General features: G+C 64.9%; 14 protein-coding genes. 5 read left to right on the top strand and 9 right to left on the bottom strand.

From position 1 onward, the window contains the following. Positions 1-7 precede the first annotated feature (7 nt). The 3 genes from ACTZWT_RS10695 to mntR all read right to left on the bottom strand — a co-directional run bounded on the left by ACTZWT_RS10695 (position 8) and on the right by mntR (position 5,343). The gene (locus ACTZWT_RS10695; RefSeq protein ID WP_444769649.1) at positions 8-3,151 is read right to left on the bottom strand and encodes an efflux RND transporter permease subunit; all 3,144 of its coding nucleotides are present in this window, start codon (positions 3,149-3,151) and stop codon (positions 8-10) included. Next, a complete protein-coding gene (locus ACTZWT_RS10690) occupies positions 3,151-4,362 on the bottom strand; it encodes an efflux RND transporter periplasmic adaptor subunit (protein WP_444769897.1) in 1,212 nt (403 codons plus the stop codon). The genes ACTZWT_RS10695 and ACTZWT_RS10690 overlap by 1 nt, the downstream gene beginning before the upstream one ends. A 513-nt stretch (positions 4,363-4,875) precedes the next feature. Further along, positions 4,876-5,343, bottom strand: coding sequence for a manganese-binding transcriptional regulator MntR (gene mntR / locus ACTZWT_RS10685; RefSeq protein ID WP_444769648.1), 468 nt, complete (start codon positions 5,341-5,343; stop codon positions 4,876-4,878). Between the two features lie 168 nt (positions 5,344-5,511). On the opposite strand from mntR, the gene ACTZWT_RS10680 reads away from it, so the two are divergent. The 5 genes from ACTZWT_RS10680 to ACTZWT_RS10660 are packed head-to-tail and all read left to right on the top strand — an operon-like array spanning position 5,512 to position 10,141. Further along, positions 5,512-6,516, top strand: a complete 1,005-nt coding sequence (locus tag ACTZWT_RS10680) for a hypothetical protein (RefSeq protein WP_444769647.1) — start codon at positions 5,512-5,514, stop codon at positions 6,514-6,516. 52 nt (positions 6,517-6,568) lie between these two features. Next, positions 6,569-7,510 carry a metal ABC transporter substrate-binding protein gene (locus ACTZWT_RS10675; protein ID WP_444769646.1) on the top strand — a complete coding sequence of 314 codons (942 nt, stop codon included), beginning with the start codon at positions 6,569-6,571 and terminating at the stop codon, positions 7,508-7,510. An 18-nt stretch (positions 7,511-7,528) separates the two neighbouring features. After that, on the top strand, positions 7,529-8,410 hold the full coding sequence (locus ACTZWT_RS10670; protein ID WP_444769645.1) for a manganese/iron ABC transporter ATP-binding protein: 882 nt from the start codon (positions 7,529-7,531) through the stop codon (positions 8,408-8,410). 1 nt (position 8,411) lies between these two features. Beyond that, on the top strand, positions 8,412-9,287 hold the full coding sequence (locus tag ACTZWT_RS10665) for a metal ABC transporter permease (protein WP_444769644.1): 876 nt from the start codon (positions 8,412-8,414) through the stop codon (positions 9,285-9,287). Beyond that, complete coding sequence (locus ACTZWT_RS10660) at positions 9,284-10,141, top strand: metal ABC transporter permease (protein WP_444769643.1); 858 nt, start codon at positions 9,284-9,286, stop codon at positions 10,139-10,141. Before ACTZWT_RS10665 ends, ACTZWT_RS10660 begins: the two co-directional genes overlap by 4 nt. 14 nt (positions 10,142-10,155) lie before the next feature. Here ACTZWT_RS10660 and ACTZWT_RS10655 read toward each other — a convergent pair whose 3' ends face one another. From ACTZWT_RS10655 to ACTZWT_RS10630, 6 genes are read right to left on the bottom strand one after another with little or no spacing between them, the layout of a single operon-like run. Then, positions 10,156-10,776: a hypothetical protein gene (locus ACTZWT_RS10655; RefSeq protein WP_444769642.1), complete on the bottom strand. Its 621-nt coding sequence runs from the start codon at positions 10,774-10,776 to the stop codon at positions 10,156-10,158. Between the two features lie 54 nt (positions 10,777-10,830). Beyond that, on the bottom strand, positions 10,831-12,027 hold the full coding sequence (locus tag ACTZWT_RS10650; protein WP_444769641.1) for a patatin-like phospholipase family protein: 1,197 nt from the start codon (positions 12,025-12,027) through the stop codon (positions 10,831-10,833). Positions 12,028-12,055: 28 nt separating this feature from the next. Beyond that, a complete protein-coding gene (locus ACTZWT_RS10645; protein ID WP_444769640.1) occupies positions 12,056-12,337 on the bottom strand; it encodes a hypothetical protein in 282 nt (93 codons plus the stop codon). After that, positions 12,334-15,390: an efflux RND transporter permease subunit gene (locus tag ACTZWT_RS10640; RefSeq protein WP_444769639.1), complete on the bottom strand. Its 3,057-nt coding sequence runs from the start codon at positions 15,388-15,390 to the stop codon at positions 12,334-12,336. The genes ACTZWT_RS10645 and ACTZWT_RS10640 overlap by 4 nt, the downstream gene beginning before the upstream one ends. After that, positions 15,387-16,460, bottom strand: a complete 1,074-nt coding sequence (locus ACTZWT_RS10635; protein ID WP_444769638.1) for an efflux RND transporter periplasmic adaptor subunit — start codon at positions 16,458-16,460, stop codon at positions 15,387-15,389. The genes ACTZWT_RS10640 and ACTZWT_RS10635 overlap by 4 nt, the downstream gene beginning before the upstream one ends. After that, a complete protein-coding gene (locus ACTZWT_RS10630) occupies positions 16,457-17,548 on the bottom strand; it encodes an efflux RND transporter periplasmic adaptor subunit (protein WP_444769637.1) in 1,092 nt (363 codons plus the stop codon). The genes ACTZWT_RS10635 and ACTZWT_RS10630 overlap by 4 nt, the downstream gene beginning before the upstream one ends. Positions 17,549-17,599: the final 51 nt, after the last annotated feature.

The following is a 17,599-nucleotide window of genomic DNA, read 5'->3' as shown; positions in this document are numbered from 1 at the left end:
GAGGTCATTATGACATGGTCGTGGGCGGATTGCTCTCGGTCGTTGCAATCACTTCCGCTTTCGGCCTGCTCCGGGTCAGCAGGCGAAAGAACAGCGGCACAAAGATGATGGCGAGAGCGGTGGCGGCGATCATGCCGCCGATCACGCCGGTGCCGATCGAGTGCTGACTGGCGGAGCCGGCGCCGCTCGCGATCGCCAGCGGCATCACGCCGAGAATGAACGTCAGCGACGTCATGATGATGGGCCGAAAGCGCAGACGCGCGGCTTCCAGTGCCGCATCGATCACCGACAGTCCATCGCGGTGTCGCCGCGCGGCGAATTCGACGATCAGGATCGCGTTCTTGGCGGAAAGGCCGATCAACGTCACCAGTCCGATCTGGAAATAGATGTTGTTCTCCAACCCGCGCAGCCAGATTGCGACGATGGCACCGAACAGCGCGAACGGCACCGCCGTCAGTACCGCCAATGGCAGCGACCAGCGCTCGTATTGCGCGGCCAGGATCAGAAAAACCATCAGCAGGCCGAACAGAAATCCCTGATAGCCGGTGCCCTCGGTCGAGATTTCCTGATAGGCCGAGCCGGTCCAGCCGATCGAATAGTCGGAGCCGAGCGTGTTGCCGACCACCTCCCGCATCGCGGCCAGCGCCTGCCCTGATGAAAATCCCGGCGCCGGATTGCCGAGGATCTTAGCGGAGGGGAAGATGTTGAAGCGATCGACCGAATCCGGGCCGAGCACGCGCTTCACCGAGACCAGCGCATCCAACGGAATCATCGCGCCGGTCTCCGAGCGGGCGTAGATGAACCGCAGGTCGCCTGGCGCGCTACGGAAGTCGGATTCCGACGACAGGCTGACGCGGTAGGTGCGTCCGAACAACGTGAAATCGTTGACGTAGAGACTGCCGAACCCGCTCTGCATGGTTTGGAAAATGCTGTCGATCGGCACCCCGAGCGTCTTCGCCTTGTCGCGATCGACGTCGACCCGGTATTGCGGAATCGAGGTCGAGAACTGCGAGCGCACCCCGGCCAGTTCGGGACGCTTGGCGGCCTCGGCGACCACCCGGTCGGCGGCGTCGGCCAATTCCTGCAGCGCGACGCCGGAACGGTTCTGCAGATACAGTTCGAAGCCGCCGGTGGTGCTGATGCCTTGGATCGCCGGCGGATTGAAGCCGACCACGACGCCGTCACGGAACAGGGCATTGAGCCGGCTCAGCGCCGGCGCGAACTGCCGGGCATCCGACTCCGGCGTGGTGCGCTCCGCCCAATCCTTCAGGGTGATGAAGGAGACGCCGGCATTGGTCTTCTGCGCGCTCGACAGGATGTCGAAGCCCGACATCGTGACCACGCCTGATACTTCGGGCATGTCCTTGATGGCGTTGGCTGTGATCTGCCCGATCTCGCGGGTCCGGCTGAGCGCCGCTGCCGGCGGCAGCGACGTCACCATCAGCACGCGCCCCTGGTCCTCCTCCGGCACCAGACTGCCAGGCACGGTGTTGAACAGCACCGCGGTGGCAGCGAGCATCACGCCGACGACGGCCAGCGAGACCACCACCCGCCGCATGAAGAACGCCACCACGGCGCCGTATCTGTCGGTCAACCATTCGAAGCCGCGGTTGAAGATCCGGAACGGCCGCGCCGGCTCCTGGTGCTGCGGCTTCAGGATCAACGCCGCCAGCGCCGGCGTCAGCGTCAGCGCCACGATGCTCGAAATCACCACCGACACCGCGATCGTCACTGCGAACTGGCGATACAGTTCGCCGGCAAGCCCGCCGAGAAACGAAACCGGAATGAACACCGCGCACAGCGAAAGCGAGGTCGCGACCACCGGCCCGCTGACCTCGTCCATCGCCTTGATCGCCGCGTCGCGCGGCGATTTCTTCTCGGTGCGCATGATGCGCTCGATGTTCTCCAATACGACGATGGCGTCGTCGACGACGATGCCGATCGACAGCACCAGCCCGAACAGCGTCAGCAGGTTGATCGAGAACCCCAGCGCGTACATGCCGGCAAAAGTGCCAATCACCGAAACCGGCACGGCGATCACCGGGATCAGCGTCGCTCGCAGGTTCTGCATGAACAGGAACACCACCGAGGTCACCAGGATGATCGCCTCGATAAAGGTCCTGACGACCCGTTCGATCGATGCCTCGACGAAGCGCGTGGTGTTGAACGGGTTGCGATACTCGAGACCTTCCGGGAACCGGGCCTGCAGCCGGTCCATCGTGGCCAGCACGTTGGCCGAGACCTCAAGGGCATTGGCCCCCGGCTGCAGATAGACCCCGATCGGCACCGTCGGCGCACCGTTATAGGTCGCTGCGAAACTGTAGTTCAGCGCGCCGAGTTCGACCCGGGCGACATCCTTGACCCGCAACGCACCGCCGAATTCGTCGGATCGGATGATGATGTTTTCGAATTCGCTGGGATCGGCGAACCGTCCCTGGGTCGTCACCGAATAGGTGAAGGCGTTGGGATCCTTCTGCGGCTCTTCGCCGAAGCGGCCGGCGGCGAACTGGGCGTTCTGCTCGCGGATCGCGGCGGCGATGTCGCCCGGCGTCAGGCTGAACTGCGCGAGCTTGTCGGGGCGCAACCAAATCCGCATCGAATAGTCGGACGCGCCGAATAGCGTCGCATCGCCGACGCCGGGCGTGCGGCGCAATTCGTCGATGATGTTGATCAGCGCGTAGTTGCTGATGAAGATGGTGTCGTAGCGCCCGCTCGGCGACGACATCGTCAGCACCTGCAGAATATCGCTGGAGCGCTTCTGCACGACGACGCCCTGACGCGCCACTTCGGCGGGCAACAGCGGGGTGCCGCGCTGCACCCGGTTGTTGACGTTGATCGTGGCCTGGTCCGGATCGGTGCCGATCGCAAACGTCACCGAGATCGATAGGGTGCCCGACCCCGTCGAGGTCGAGCGCATATAGAGCATGTTCTCGACGCCGTTGATCTGCTGCTCCAGCGGCGCGGCCACCGTCTCGGCGATGGTTTCGGCGGAAGCTCCGGGATAGGTCGCGCTGATCCGCACCTCGGGTGGCACGATCGCCGGATATTGCGCTATCGGCAATGCGCGCATCGAGATCAATCCGACCAGGACGATCCCGATCGAGATGACCGCGGCGAACACCGGCCGGTCTATGAAGAAGCGCGAAAACATTACTTCGCCTGGCCGGACGACACGGCCGGCCCCGCCGCTTCAGCCCGAGTCCTTGCATTGGCCTCGCCGTCGGGATTCACCGGCACCGGCTTCACCCTCGCGCCAGGGTGAATTCGCAGCAATCCGTCGACCACCAGCTTCTCGCCGTCGTTGAGCCCCTCCTTCACCGCCCAGCCGCCTTCGACCTTGCGGTCGAGCTTGATCGGCCGTGACATGACGCTGTCATTGCCGGAATTGAGCACGTAGACGAAGGCACCTTGCGGACCTTGCGACACTGCTTGTTCGGGCACCACGAAGACGCCCTGCAGCACCACGCCGGTGAGCTTCACACGGACGAACTGGTTCGGTAGCAGCGCGCCGTCCGGATTGGGGAAGATCACCCGTATCTGCAGGGTGCCGGTTCGCGGATCGACCACCGAGGCGGCCTCGTTGATCTGGCCTTTCGCCGGGTAGAAGGAGCCGTCGCCGAATTGCAACGTCACGTCGATGTCGGAGCGTTTCAGCGGCTGGTCGCGCGCCTGATTGATGCCGCGCAGCGCGACGAATTCGGATTCGCTTAGCGAAAAATTCACATAGGCCGGATCGAGCTGGGTGATGGTGGTCAGCACGGTCTGCTGCGCCTGCGCCAGCGCGCCTTCCGGCGGCGACGTCAGGCTGGTCGGCCCGGACACCGGCGCGGTCACGGTGGTGAATTCGAGATTGAGTTTGGCGGTCTCGATGTCAGCCTGCGCGCTCTGCAGCGCGGCACGGGCGAGATCGCGCGCGGCGCGTGCGTCCTCCAGCTGCTTGTCAGTCGCGACCTGGCGCTGCGCCAGTTGCTCGATGCGGATGAAATTCTCCTCGGCTTGCACCAGGGTTGCGCGGGCCTGCAATGCCTGTGCATTGGCGCGGTCCAGTGCAGCCTGATAGCTGCGTGGATCGATCCGGAACAGCACCGCGCCCTGCTGCACCGTGGCGCCTTCAACGAATTCGCGCTTCAGGATGGTGCCGCCAACCTGCGCCCGAACCTCGACATTGCGAAATCCGGCGACGCGGCCGGCATTTGTCAGCGGCAAGGGCACGTCTGCGCGGCGCAAATCGATAACCCCGACATCGACCGGCGGGGGGGTGGTCGTTTGCGCGACTTGCTGCGGGTCGCCGAAATAGAAATAGGTTGCGGCGCCGAGTGCAAGGGCAACGATGAAGGCGAAGACAAAGCCGGCTGATCTCATTCGCACCAATGACCTTCGACCTGCCCGGCTTCAACCTGACCAACAAAAAACGACGCAACGGATTGGCGCGGCGCGTGTAGCGGCGTTCGCGGGAAGCACGCGCGATACATCAAGCAACCTGAACTGTTAGCTTCGGTTCCAACACTATTGTGCGAATGTCACGGCGATTGCCATTGTGCCAAGCGTTACGCCGGGCGGTCGCTCCCCGCGCGGGAGCGTGGATCGAATAGCGCGAGATCGCGCAGTGAAAAAATAGAATGAGGTCCACACCGGAGGAACGGATCGTGAAAGATCGAACAACATTCGTGCACAAGATTTGCACACGCCCCACCTCTAACTATTTGATTTCATGAAATTCTCTACCCATTCCATCATAGGGGCCACACAGAAGCGACGGGATTGATTAGTCAGCATGGTTCGTTTCAATCAATCATCGGGACGTCATGCACCGATCTGTTCGACACATACGACTTGCTACTTGGGCCTGCTTCAGCCGGCCCGGCAGGCCGCTCGTCATCGGGACCCGAGGAAATGGGCGAATGCCTTCAGGGTCGCATCCGAGACGTGGTGCTCCATTCCCTCGGCATCGGCCTCGGCGGCTTCGGCGGGAACCCCGACCGCAATCAGCAGGTCGACCACCAGCCGATGGCGGGTATGGACTTTTTCGGCGAGCGCATGTCCGTTCTCGGTGAGAAAGACGCCCCGATAAGGGCGCGAGGTCGCCAATCCGGCCCGCTTCAGGCGCGCGATGGCCTTGATCGCGGTCGCATGGGACACCCCGAGCCGTCGCGCGATATCCGTCGGCCGCGCCTCGCCGACGCCCGTCAGCAGATCGGCGATCAGCTCGACATAATCTTCGAACAACGCGGTCGACTGAGCTGACCGCGTCTTGCCGAAGCGCCGCGCCTGGGTGAGCTCCGAAGGCAGTTCGGTGCTGATGCTGTCGGTCGGGGGTGGCTTCTGGTGAGCCGTCACCGGCATGGGCGCCTATCCTAAGCCATTGAGATTGCGAGACAGAGAGATCACGTTTCACTGGCCGGGTCAAAATGTAGCCTTGGCTACATATTGCAGCGTTGACATCTGCGAACCATTCCTTACTCTGTAGCCTGTGCTACACCATGTATGATTGGCTAGGATTTGGAGATGTTGATGCGTGAGGTCTGGTCGCGGGCGGGCATTCCGGCCGGCCGTCAGCAGCCCAAGCGGGCGCTCGTCGCCGTGGCCGCGGCGACCGGAATCGGCGCGCTTGCGCAAGTCGGGCCCGCAATGGCGCAGGATCGGCCATCATGGCTCGCCGCTGTCGCCCCCTCGTCGGCGAGCGGCTCCCCCGGCGCAAAGCCGACCGTGCCGGATCATCAAGCCAAGGACATCGATACCGAGCACATTTTCGGCTTCACCATGGGATCGGACATCGGCCGGCGCGGCGACATTGAAATCGAGATGGAAAATGTCGGCGCATTCGGCAAGCGAAGCGGCAGCTACGCCACGCTCGCGACGCTCAACCAGGTCAAATACACGGTCACCGATCGATTCCGCATCGCACCCGGCTTCGGCCTCGGCGCCCAGCGGATCGATGGCGCACCGGGCTACGGCGATCGGCGCCACGTCACCTTCAATGGTGCGACGATGGAATTCCGCTACAAGCTGATCGACAGGACCACCGCGCCGTTCGGACTGACGTTGCACGCCCAGCCGGGCTGGAGCCGCGTCGATGAAGGCAGCGGTATGCGGATCGAGCACTACGGCGCCGAATTCGCCGCGCTGTTCGACCGCGAGCTGATCCCGGACAGATTGTTTGCCGCCTTCAACGTCTGGTACGGCACAGGCACGACCCGCGAGCGCGCGTCGAGACTGTGGAGCCACGATTCCGGCCTCGAACTGCACGGCGCGCTGTCCTACGCGTTCGTGCCCGAATTCGTCGCGGGCATCGCGCTGCGCTATCTGCGGGCCTATGACGGCGGTGGCCTCGACCGCTTCGCCGGCGACGCGGTGTTTGTCGGTCCGACCTTCTCCTACAGCATCACGAACAGTCTCGGGGTGTCGGGCACCTGGCAAATGCAGGTGGCCGGCGAAGCGCCGGGCGACAGCCGCCGTCTCGACCTCGACAATTTCGAGCGCCACCAGGCGATGCTGCGCCTCAATGTGCATTTCTAGATCGTCACAGGAACAGGACAATGGCAATGATCGCCGATCGGGGAGCCGACAGATGAAGCCGGAGGCAAACGCGCGACGCCTGGTCACGACGGCCTTCGCAATCGCCTTCGCAATCGCCTTGGCGACTGCCCTCGCTGGCCTGCTGCTGGCCGGGCCGTCCCAAGCGGAAACGCGCAAGCCGCTTCGCGTGGTGACGACCTTCACGATCATCCAGGACATCGCGCAGAACGTCGCCGGCGACAGGGCCGTGGTGGAATCGATCACCAAGCCGGGCGCGGAGATCCACGACTACCAGCCGACACCGCGCGACATCGTCCGTGCGCAGTCCGCCGACCTGGTGCTGTGGAACGGATTCAACCTCGAACGCTGGTTCGAGCGGTTCTTCCAGAGCGTCAAGCAGGTGCCGAGCATCGTCGTCACCGAAGGTATCGAGCCGATGGGGATTGCCGAAGGGCCCTATGCCGGCAAGCCGAATCCGCACGCCTGGATGTCGCCCTCGAACGCCCTGATCTATGTCGAGAACATCCGCAAGGCGCTGGTCACGCACGATCCCGCCAACAAGGACGCGTATGATCGCAACGCCGCCGAATATGCCGCGCGGATCAAGGCACTCGACGAGCCGCTGCGAATGCGGCTCGCCGCCATCCCCCGGGACAAGCGCTGGCTGGTGTCGAGCGAAGGCGCCTTCAGCTATCTCGCGCGCGACTACGACATGAAGGAGGCCTTCCTCTGGCCGATCAACGCCGACGAACAAGGCACGCCGCAGCAGGTGCGCAAGGTGATCGACCTCGTGCGCGACAACAATATCCCGGTGGTGTTCAGCGAGAGCACGATCTCGGACCGCGCCGCGAAGCAGGTGGCCCGCGAGGCCGGCGCGCGCTACGGCGGAATGCTCTACGTCGACTCGCTCAGCGCCGCAGGTGGCCCGGTCCCCACCTATCTGGATCTGCTGAAGGTGACCGTCGAGACCATCGCGAAAGGGTTTGGCGCTTGACCGCGCCACGTCACGCACATGGCTAGATCGGAATTCAGCGCGGCGCCCGCCGCCAGCATCACGGTGCAAAACCTCACCGTCACCTATCCGAACGGCTTCACCGCCGTCAGCGACGCCTCGTTCGCGCTCGACGCCGGCACGATCTGCGCGCTGGTCGGCGTCAACGGCAGCGGCAAGTCGACGATCTTCAAGGCGATCATGGGCTTCGTGCGGCCCACCGCCGGCGTGGTGAAGCTATGCGGTCTGCCGGTCTCGGAGGCGCTGAAGAAGAACATCGTCGCCTATGTGCCGCAGAGCGAGGATGTCGACTGGAATTTCCCGGTGCTGGTCGAAACCGTGGTGCTGATGGGCCGCTACGGCCACATGAACTTCCTGCGGATTCCGTCGCGGCTGGATCGCCGCAAGGTCGACGAGGCGCTGGAGCGCGTCGGCATGAGCGCCTACCGCCACCGCCAGATCGGCGAACTGAGCGGCGGCCAGAAGAAACGTGTGTTCCTCGCTCGCTCGCTGGCGCAGGGCGGCCGCATCATCCTGCTCGACGAGCCGTTCACCGGCGTCGACGTCAAGACCGAAGCGGCGATTGTCGACCTGTTGCGCGAATTGCGGGACTCCGGGCATCTGATGCTGGTCTCGACCCACGACCTCGGCAGCGTTCCGGAATTCTGCGACCAGGTCGTGCTGATCAACCGCTCCGTTCTCGCCGCCGGCCCGACCGCCGAGACCTTCACGCGAGACAACCTCGAACGAACGTTCGGCGGCGTGTTGCGCAACCTGCAGTTCGGCGACACCGGACCGGATATCGCCGCCGACCGCCGGCAGTTCACGGTGATCACCGACGACGAGCGGCCGCTCGTGCTGTATGGCGAGCGCCGCAGCGAGCGGCACGAAGAGGAGACCTGAGATGGCCGAGGGCTCGCTGCTCGCCGAGATGCTGGTGCCGTTCGGCTACGACTACATGCTCAAGGCGATGTGGGTCAGCGCGCTGGTCGGCGGCGTCTGTGCCTTTCTGTCGGCCTATCTGATGCTGAAAGGCTGGTCGCTGATGGGCGACGCCCTGGCGCATTCGATCGTGCCCGGCGTCGCAGCCGCCTATATCATCGGCGTGCCGTTCGCGCTCGGCGCCTTCCTCGCCGGCATCCTCGCCGCGGCCGGCATGCAGTTCGTCAAGCTGAACTCGCGCCTGCGCGAGGACGCGGTGATCGGCCTGGTGTTCACCACGCTGTTCGCGCTCGGCCTGCTGATGGCCTCGATCTGGCCGGCCTCGGTCAGCGTCCAGACCATCGTGCTCGGCAACATCCTGGCGATCTCCGACGGGGACGTCGTCCAGGTGGCGCTGATCTCGGGAGTCTCGCTCGGCATCCTGGCCCTGCTGTGGAAGGACCTGATGGTGACCTTCTTCGACGAGAACCACGCGCGCAGCATCGGCCTCAATCCCCGCGCGCTCAGGATCGTGTTCTTCACCCTGCTCAGCGCCTGCACCGTCGCGGCGCTGCAGACGGTCGGCGCCTGCCTCGTCATCGCGATGGTGGTCACGCCCGGCGCCACCGCCTATCTCCTCACCGACCGCTTCGGCCGACTGATCCTGATCAGCATCTCGATCGGCGCGATCACGAGTTTCGTCGGTGCCTATATCAGCTACTTCCTCGACGGCGCGACCGGCGGCGTGATCGTCACGCTGCAGACGCTGGTGTTTCTGACGGCGTTCTATCTCGCGCCGAAGCATGGTCTGCTGGCGGCACGCCGTCGCCGGCTCGCCGCCGCGGAGGTTGCGTCGTGACCGAACTGTTCGACTGGTTCGCCGGGCCGCTGGCCTATCCCTTCATGCAGCGCGCGCTGATGATATCGGTGATGGTCGCGGCGGTCTGCGCCGTGCTGTCGTGCTACCTGGTGCTCAAGGGCTGGTCGCTGATGGGCGACGCCGTCTCCCACGCGGTGCTGCCGGGTATCGTGCTCGCGCATGTGCTGAACCTGCCCTACGCGGTCGGCGCGTTCGCGGCCGGGCTGTCCTGCGCCGTGTTCACCGGATATTTGAGCGCCAACAGCCGCGTGAAGGAAGACACGGTGATGGGCATCGTGTTCTCCGGCATGTTCGGCATCGGCCTCGTGATGTTCACCAAGATCGATACCGACCAGCATTTGAACCACATCCTGTTCGGCAACGTTCTCGGCGTCACGCCGCGCGACCTGATCGAAACCGCCATCGTCGCCGGAGGCACCCTGCTCGTCGTGCTGCTGAAAGGCCGCGATCTGCTGCTGTACTGCTTCGATCCCAACCACGCCCGCTCGATCGGCCTGCCGGTGATGTGGCTGCATTACGGGCTGCTGGTGCTGCTCGCGCTGACCATCGTGGCGTCGCTGAAGGCGGTCGGGATCATCCTGGTCGTGGCGATGCTGGTCGCGCCCGGCGCAACCGCCTATCTGCTGACCGACAGCTTCGACCGGATGCTGGTGATCGCCACGGTGGTCGCGACCAGTTCGGCCGCGCTCGGGACGCTGGTCAGCTTCCATATCGACGGCGCGACCGGCGCCTGTATCGTGCTGACCCAGGCGGTCGTTTTCGTTCTGGCATTTCTGTTTGCGCCGAAGCGGGGTCTCCTGCGACAGACCGGCGAAATTGGCAGCCGGCCGTGAGGACGATCCGCGGCTCAGGAGGGCGCGCGGCTGACGGAATCGGCGGGTTGGTACTCCGTCCCGCGCCTCCCGCGGCGCTTCAGGCTCTCGGGACGGATCACGATTTCCTTCAGCGCACCGCCTGATACGACCACCACCACGAACACCAGTTTCCCGCCGGTGTGGTGAAGGCCGGCGCTGATCGCCCTGCCCGGCCCGTATTTCTCGGCGATTTCGATCGCTTCGGCCAGCGCCATGTTCGATCGCCTGAATTCGTCGATGCTGCGCTGGTCCTCGCCATGCAGATCGGAGGCCGGCATCACCATGGCGGAGCGAACGATCCGGCGCGTCGCGGCATCGACGACCGTGTTCCAGATCTTGTCGTCGCGATACGATTTGACCTCGAAGGCCGGCGCCGCGCCGTCACCGTTGAAGCTCAGATCGTAAACTCTGGCGCCGGTCAGGCTGGTCTCCACCATCCGGACGAGATCCGCACCGGAGCCGGCGGCGATCGGCGCGGATCCGGCTTCGTCGCCAGATCCCGGCGTCGCGCCGACGTCGAGTTCGTGAGGTTCGCGCGCGGACTGGACCGCCGAGGTCAGACCGAGCAACAGCGACGCCGCCGCAAGCACGGACAGGACGATACGTGCAGACATGTCCGCCTCGCTCTCTTCGGGACGCGGTGGAAGGCCGCGTCGACGGCGTCACGATCAGTTGGCGCCGGCCACACGCCGGACGGGGGTGGCCTGGGCGACCGGCACGGCGGTCGGCGAATCCGCAGGCGGCGACTTCGACCATGCATGGCCCGACCTCGCCCGGTCATAGCCGTACTGAAACAGGTCCCGCATGTAAGCGGTGTCGAAGCCCGCGGACGGCGACGGCGGCCGATCGCTTTCGATGTAGGTCAGGTTGAAGCCGTATTTGTTGCGGCGGGCGGCATCATAGGTGCTGTAGAGGATCGACCTCGTCTGCGCCTTGACCAGCGTCGACGACGACCGCGCAGCGATCTCCAGCGTCCTGTTCTGGACCACCTGGAATTCCGGCTCGATCTTGTTGTTCATCAGGATGTAGAGCTGCAGATCGAGCGACTTGCCCCATGACGCGTTGCGCAGCAGATAGGCCTCCGGCAGCGTCAGAACCGGCGCGGTGACGCCACCATCGACGTGCATCTCCTGGAACCGGACGCCGTTGGCCTCGGCGTTCACCAGCATCGGCGGGAAGACCGCCGGAAGGCTCGCCGATGCCGCCACCACGTCCCGGAACAGGTTGAGCGCCTGCATCGAGCGCAGCGATGCGATCCGGCCCATGTTCCAGATCACGGCGCGCTGGGAATCCAGATTGGTCGTCGCCACGAACAGCATCCGGCCCCGGGCGTGCTCGTCTGCGACCGCGGCCATGAAATCCGCATTGATGTACTGGGCGACGAGTTCGCGCAGGCGGGTATTGCCGAACAAGCCCGAGCCGAAGATGGCGTTGAAGGGGTTCGGCGAGTCGAGCAGGCTCTCGGCGATGCCGCTGGTGTAGAACTCGCGCAGGGTCGGGTCGTATTGCGGCCCGAGGAACGCGAACGGCGCAATCAGCGCGCCGGTGCTGACACCCGAGACGATCGAGAACGACGGACGGGTCCCGGCGTCGGTCCATCCGTTGAGCACGCCCGCCCCATAGGCGCCGTCGGCACCGCCGCCCGACAGCGCCAGATAGGTGCGCGGCCCCGCGATGATTTTGTCGTCCCGGAATGCCGATGCCGGCTCGTCGGCGTAGCGCCGCAGATCCCTGAGGTCGAGCACACGGGCCGCGGAGGCTTCCGCGGCGGTGTACGGCACCCGCGGCTTGGACGCGCAAGCCGCCAGCAGCGAACTCAACGCGATCACCAGAGGCACGACCAACGGCCGGGGAATGTGACGCATGACCATACCGGAGGATCGAGGAAAAGGTTTAAGGATTCGATGAGGCGTCGCGATGCCGACCCGTTATCGCGTCCGAGGATTGGGCCGGCTGGGCCGAGCGCGGAACCCGTTCGAGGTAGTCCTGATGGATCGCCTGGATGGTCTTGCGGTCGTCGAATTTGACCCGCCAGCTGCTTGGGGAACCCTGGCCGACGATCAATCCCTCGCGCTCGCCGTATTTAGGATGACGCTCACGGCCGAGCCGGCTCATTCGGACGCGGGCGCCGCGACACAATGGCGGCACAGTGGGTTCGAGATCTGTCGTTTTCATGCTGAGGTGCCTTCTTCCGGCATCTTGATACGGAACCACGCCACATAGAGCGCGGGGAGGAACAGCAGCGTCAGCACCGTTCCAACGATGATGCCGCCCATCATGGCGTAGGCCATCGGCCCCCAGAACACCTCGCGGGCGATCGGGATCAGCGCGAGGCTGGCCGCGGCGGCGGTCAGCAGGATCGGCCGCATCCGGTGTTCGGTGGCTTCGACCACGGCGTCCCAGGGTGGCTTGTTCTCGCTTCGCAGATGTTCGATCTGCACGATCAGGATGACCGAGTTGCGGATCAGGATTCCGATCAGCGCCAGCACGCCGAGGATCGCGACGAATCCGAGCGGCGCGCCGCTCGGCAACAGTGCCGCGACCACACCGATCAGCGCCAGCGGCGCGACGGCGAACACCAGGAACAGCCGGCTGAAGCTCTGCAGCTGGATCATCAGAATGGTCGCCATCGCGAACAACATCACCGGCACCACCGCAATGATCGGCGACTGCGACTTTCCGCTCTCCTCGACGCTGCCGCCGACGGCGACGGAATAGCCGACCGGAAGTTTCGCGCTGAACTCCGCGATCGGCGCTTTCAACTGCTCGACGACGGTCGCCGGCTGAACGCCGTCCCGGATGTCCGCCTTGAGGGTGATGGTCGGCAGGCGCGAGCGGCGCCAGATCGTCGGCTGCTCGAGCTCGTAGCGGAAGTTCGCCACCGCCGCGAGCGGCACCGACTGCCCGTTGCTGCCCGACAATTGCAGATTGCGAAGGGTTTCGATCGAACCACGCTCCGCCGCATTGGCGCGGCCGAGAACCTTGACGAGGTAGATATCGTCACGAACTTGCGTGACCGACGAGCCGTCGACAACGCCGTTCAGGGTGGAGGCGATGTCTTCCGAGGTGACGCCGAGCTGGCGCGCCTTGTCCTGCAGCACGTCGACCTTGACGACCCGCGCGGGCTCCATCCAGTCGTACACCACGTCGCCGAGATGCGGGTTTCCGGCGACGATGCCCGCGAGCTGACGGGACAAGGCGCGGACCTCGCCGATGTCGGGCCCGCTGACGCGATACTGCACCGGCCGTCCGACCGGCGGGCCGATATCCAGCAGCTTCACCAGGGCGTCGGTGCCGGGGAACGTCTTCTTCAGATAGGCCTGCAACTCGGCCTTCAGCCGGTCACGATCCGCCAGGCTCTTGGTGACGATCACCATCTGGCCGAACGTGGCGTTGGCCGGCTGAACGTCGAACGACAGCAGGAAGCGCGGCGCGCCCTGCCCGACATAAGTCGACCAGTGATCGATCCCGGCCTGGCCCTTCAGCGCCTCCCGCTCGAACTGCGCCATCTGCGCGCTGGTCTCGGCGATCGAACTGTTCTGCGGCAGGCTCCAGTCGACGATCAGCTCCTTGCGATCCGACGACGGGAAGAACTGCTGCTGGACGAACCCCATGCCGACGATCGACAGCGCGAACGCCGCGAGCGTCACGGCGATCGTGAGCCAGCGCCAGCGCATGCAGAACAGCAGCGCGCGGCTGAACGCGGTGGAGAACCATCCCTTGTTGTCGTGATGGCTCTTCATTTTGTCCGGCAGAATGGTGACGCCGAGCAGCGGCGTGAACAGCACCGCGACGATCCAGGAGGTCAGCAGCGACACCGCGATCACGACGAACAGCGTGAAGGTGAATTCGCCCGCCGCGCTGTTGTTGAGGCCGATCGGAATGAAGCCGGCGACCGTCACCAGCGTGCCTGTCAGCATCGGAAAGGCGGTCGACGTGTAGACGTAGGTCGCGGCCTTGTTGAGCGAGTCGCCCAGTTCCAGGCGCGCCACCATCATCTCGACCGCGATCATCGCGTCGTCGACCAGCAGGCCGAGCGCGATGATCAGCGCGCCCAGTGAAATCCGCTGCAGCGAGATGCCGCTGTAGGACATCACCAGGAAGGTGATCGCCAGCACCAGCGGAATCGAGATGGCGACCACCAGGCCGGCGCGCATGCCGAGGCTGATGAAACTGATCGCCAGCACGATGACGACGGCCTCGAACAGGGCCCGCGTGAACCCGGACACCGCCTCGTCGACGATCTCCGGCTGGTCCGAGACCAGATGCACCTCTGCGCCGACCGGCAGGTCGGCGGCGATGCGCGTCATCTCCTTTTTCAGTGCTTCGCCGAACTCGAGCAGATTGGCGCCGGCCTTCATGCCGATCGTCAGGCCGATCGCCGGCTCGCCCTTGTACCGGAACAGCGACGTCGGCGGATCGGTGTAGCCGCGGCGGATCGTGGCGATATCGGTGAGCGGAAAGAACCGGTCGTTGACGCGCAGATTGATCGCCTTGAGGCTTTCCTCCGAGGTGAACTGCCCGCTGACCCGGACGCTGATCCGTTCCGGCCCGGCCTGCAGCACGCCCGAGGGCGTGATCGCATTCTGCGCCTGCAGCGACGTCATGATCGAACGCTGGTCGAGCCCGAGTGCCGCGACCTTGCGGGTCGAGAATTCCAGATAGATCACCTCGTCCTGTGCACCGACGATGTCGACGCGGCCGACATTGGGCACCTGCAGAACCTTGGCGCGAACGTCCTCAACCCTGTCGCGCAACTGCCGCTGCGTCAGCCCGTCGCTAGTGAAAGCGTAGATGTTGCCGAACACGTCGCCGAAGCGGTCGTTGAAGAACGGTCCGACGACGCCGTTCGGAAATTCGCTCTTGATGTCGTTGACCATGTTGCGGACGCGCACCCAGGTCGGGACGACGTCGCGCGCCTTGGTGGTGTCGCGCAGATTCACGAACACCGTCGTCTGGCCCGAAGTCGTGATGCTCTTGGTGTAGTCGAGCGACTCCAGCTCTTCGAGCTTCTTCTCGATCCGGTCGGTGACCTGACGGGTCGTCTCCTCGGCCGAGGCTCCCGGCCATTGGGCCTGGATCACCATGGTCTTGATGGTGAAGGCCGGATCCTCTTCGCGTCCGAGTTCGAGATACGACAACAGCCCCGCGGCCATGAACGCGATCATGAAGTACCAGACCAGCGAGCGGTGCTGCAGGGCCCAGTCGGAAAGGTTGAAGGACTTCACAGCGAGCTTCCCTCTCCGAACCGGACCATCTGGCCTTCCTTGAGATGATGCACGCCAGCCGTCACGATACGTGCGCCGGCCGCAATTCCCTCGACCACGTCGACCGAACCGTCGTCGTTGGTGACGATCTGCACTTTGCGTTTGGTCACCGATCCGGCGGCAGGATCGATCATCCAGACGCTCGGCTGACCACCCTCGGTCAGGATCGCCGTGGCCGGCAATCGTAGTCCACGCGTCGGTTTGCCCGGAATCAGCGTCGTGATGGTGGAGCCGAGCCGAAACGTCTCCGGCGGATTCTCGAGCGTGATCCGGACCCTTCGGGTGCGGGTCAGCTGATCGGCCTGCGGCGACACCTCACGCACTTTGCCCTCGACACGGATCCGCGGATCGAGCTGCAGCGCGACCTTCAGCGGCATGTCGATCTGCAGGGCGCCGGCGAGGTCGTCGGCGACGTCGATCACCGCCTCGCGGACATCCGGTCGTGCGACCGTCACCACGGTCTGGCCGGGACTGACGATCTGGCCGACCTGCGCGCCGACAGCGGTGACGACACCGGCATATTCGGTGGCGATCTTGGTGTAGCTGAGTTGCTCGCGCGCTTTGGTCAGGCTCGATTGGGCGCGAATGACCGAGGCCTGCGCGGCGGAATTTCCCTGCTCCGCCGAGTCGAGCGTGGCCTTGGTCACGGCGCCGGTCTCGATCAGCGTGCGCTGGCGGGCAACGTTGCTGCTGGCGTTCACCAGCTGCGCCTGCGCCGATGCAACATCCGCGACGGCGGACCTGACGGCCAGTTCCGCCGCGAACGGATCGATGGCCGCGAGGGCCTGCCCCTTCGCGACGGTGTCACCGACATAAACGGGCCGCGCGATCATGCGCCCGAGCACGCGAAAACCGTAGTCCGTCTTGTACCGGGGCTCGATCGTGCCGACGACGCCCATGCTGGTCGCTTCGGGAGGGGCGACCACAGTCGACAACACCGGCCGGATCGGCTCCGGCTGGCTGGCTTTCTCCTGGCATCCCGCGATCAACACGCAAGCCGCCATCACTCCTATGATCCGCGACGCCGTCATGCGTTTTCCCCGTCATAGGTGACGATTTCCGCGGGCCGCAGCATCTTGCCGCCATCGACGACGACGCGCTCGCCGGGCTTCAGGCCGCTGGCCACGACGATCGAACTGGTCTCGTAGGTTTCCACCACGATGCTCCTGAGCGATACGGCGCGCGTCTCGGGGTCGACCACCCAGACGGCCGGCCCTTTCTGATCGGAGGTCAGGACACTCCAAGGCAGCACGATCTTGTCGACGGACCGGCTGCGCCCCTCGCCTGTGACGGCGCTCCCGAGTGTCATCGCGGCCGGCGGATTCTCGATCGACAGCTTGACCCGAACGGTCCCGCTCTTCGGGTCGACGGTCGGGGAGATTTCCCGGGGACGCGCGATCGCAGTGACCGACGGATCCGACACCAGCGTCAGCTTGATGGTGCCGCCCTCGATCGGCTTCAGAAACACCGATTCGTTGACGTCGAACACGGCGTCGCGCGCGCCGTCCTCGGCGAGCGTGTAGGCCGACTGGGCGGACTGCGCGACCTGCCCCACCTCGATATTCCGCGCCGTGATGATGCCCGACGCGCTGGCTCGAAGCTCGGTATAGGTCAGGGCATCCTTGGCGATCCCGAGCTGGGCCCTGGCGTTGTCGAGCGAGCCTTCGGCGGTCCGCAAGCCTTCCTGCGCCTGGTCGAACGAACCCCGGGTGGTGAAGCCGCTGGCCATCAGCGACTTCTGCCGCTCGAAGGTCGCGGTGGCGAGGCGCAACTGCGCCTCCGCCGAGGCGACGGCTGCCTGAGACCCGACGAGGTCGGCCTGTTGCTCGGTCGGATCGATCCGCGCCAGCACGTCGCCGGCCTTCACATGGTCGCCGACATCGACCAGCCGCTCGGTCACCCGACCGCTGACGCGGAACGACAACTCACTCGTCACGCGCGCCTGAACGTCACCGGTGAGACGAACCACCGTCTGCCGGGGCTGAAGGTGAACGATCTCGGTTTTCACCAGATTCGCCGGCCGGCCCTGCTGAGCCTTTTCGTTGCAGGCCGCCAGCGGCAGCGCCAGGAGCAACAACAGGATCGTTCGAAGCGGCGGTAACATGATGGGCTGGCTCATATGATCGACCATGCTGCTCTGCAATAATATTGACTGACTCGAAAGTCAATA

Source organism: Rhodopseudomonas sp. NSM (assembly GCF_052445935.1).
Taxonomy (GTDB): domain Bacteria; phylum Pseudomonadota; class Alphaproteobacteria; order Rhizobiales; family Xanthobacteraceae; genus Rhodopseudomonas.
The sequence above is the reverse complement of the archived record's forward strand: the minus strand, read 5'-3'. Positions and strand labels throughout refer to the sequence as shown.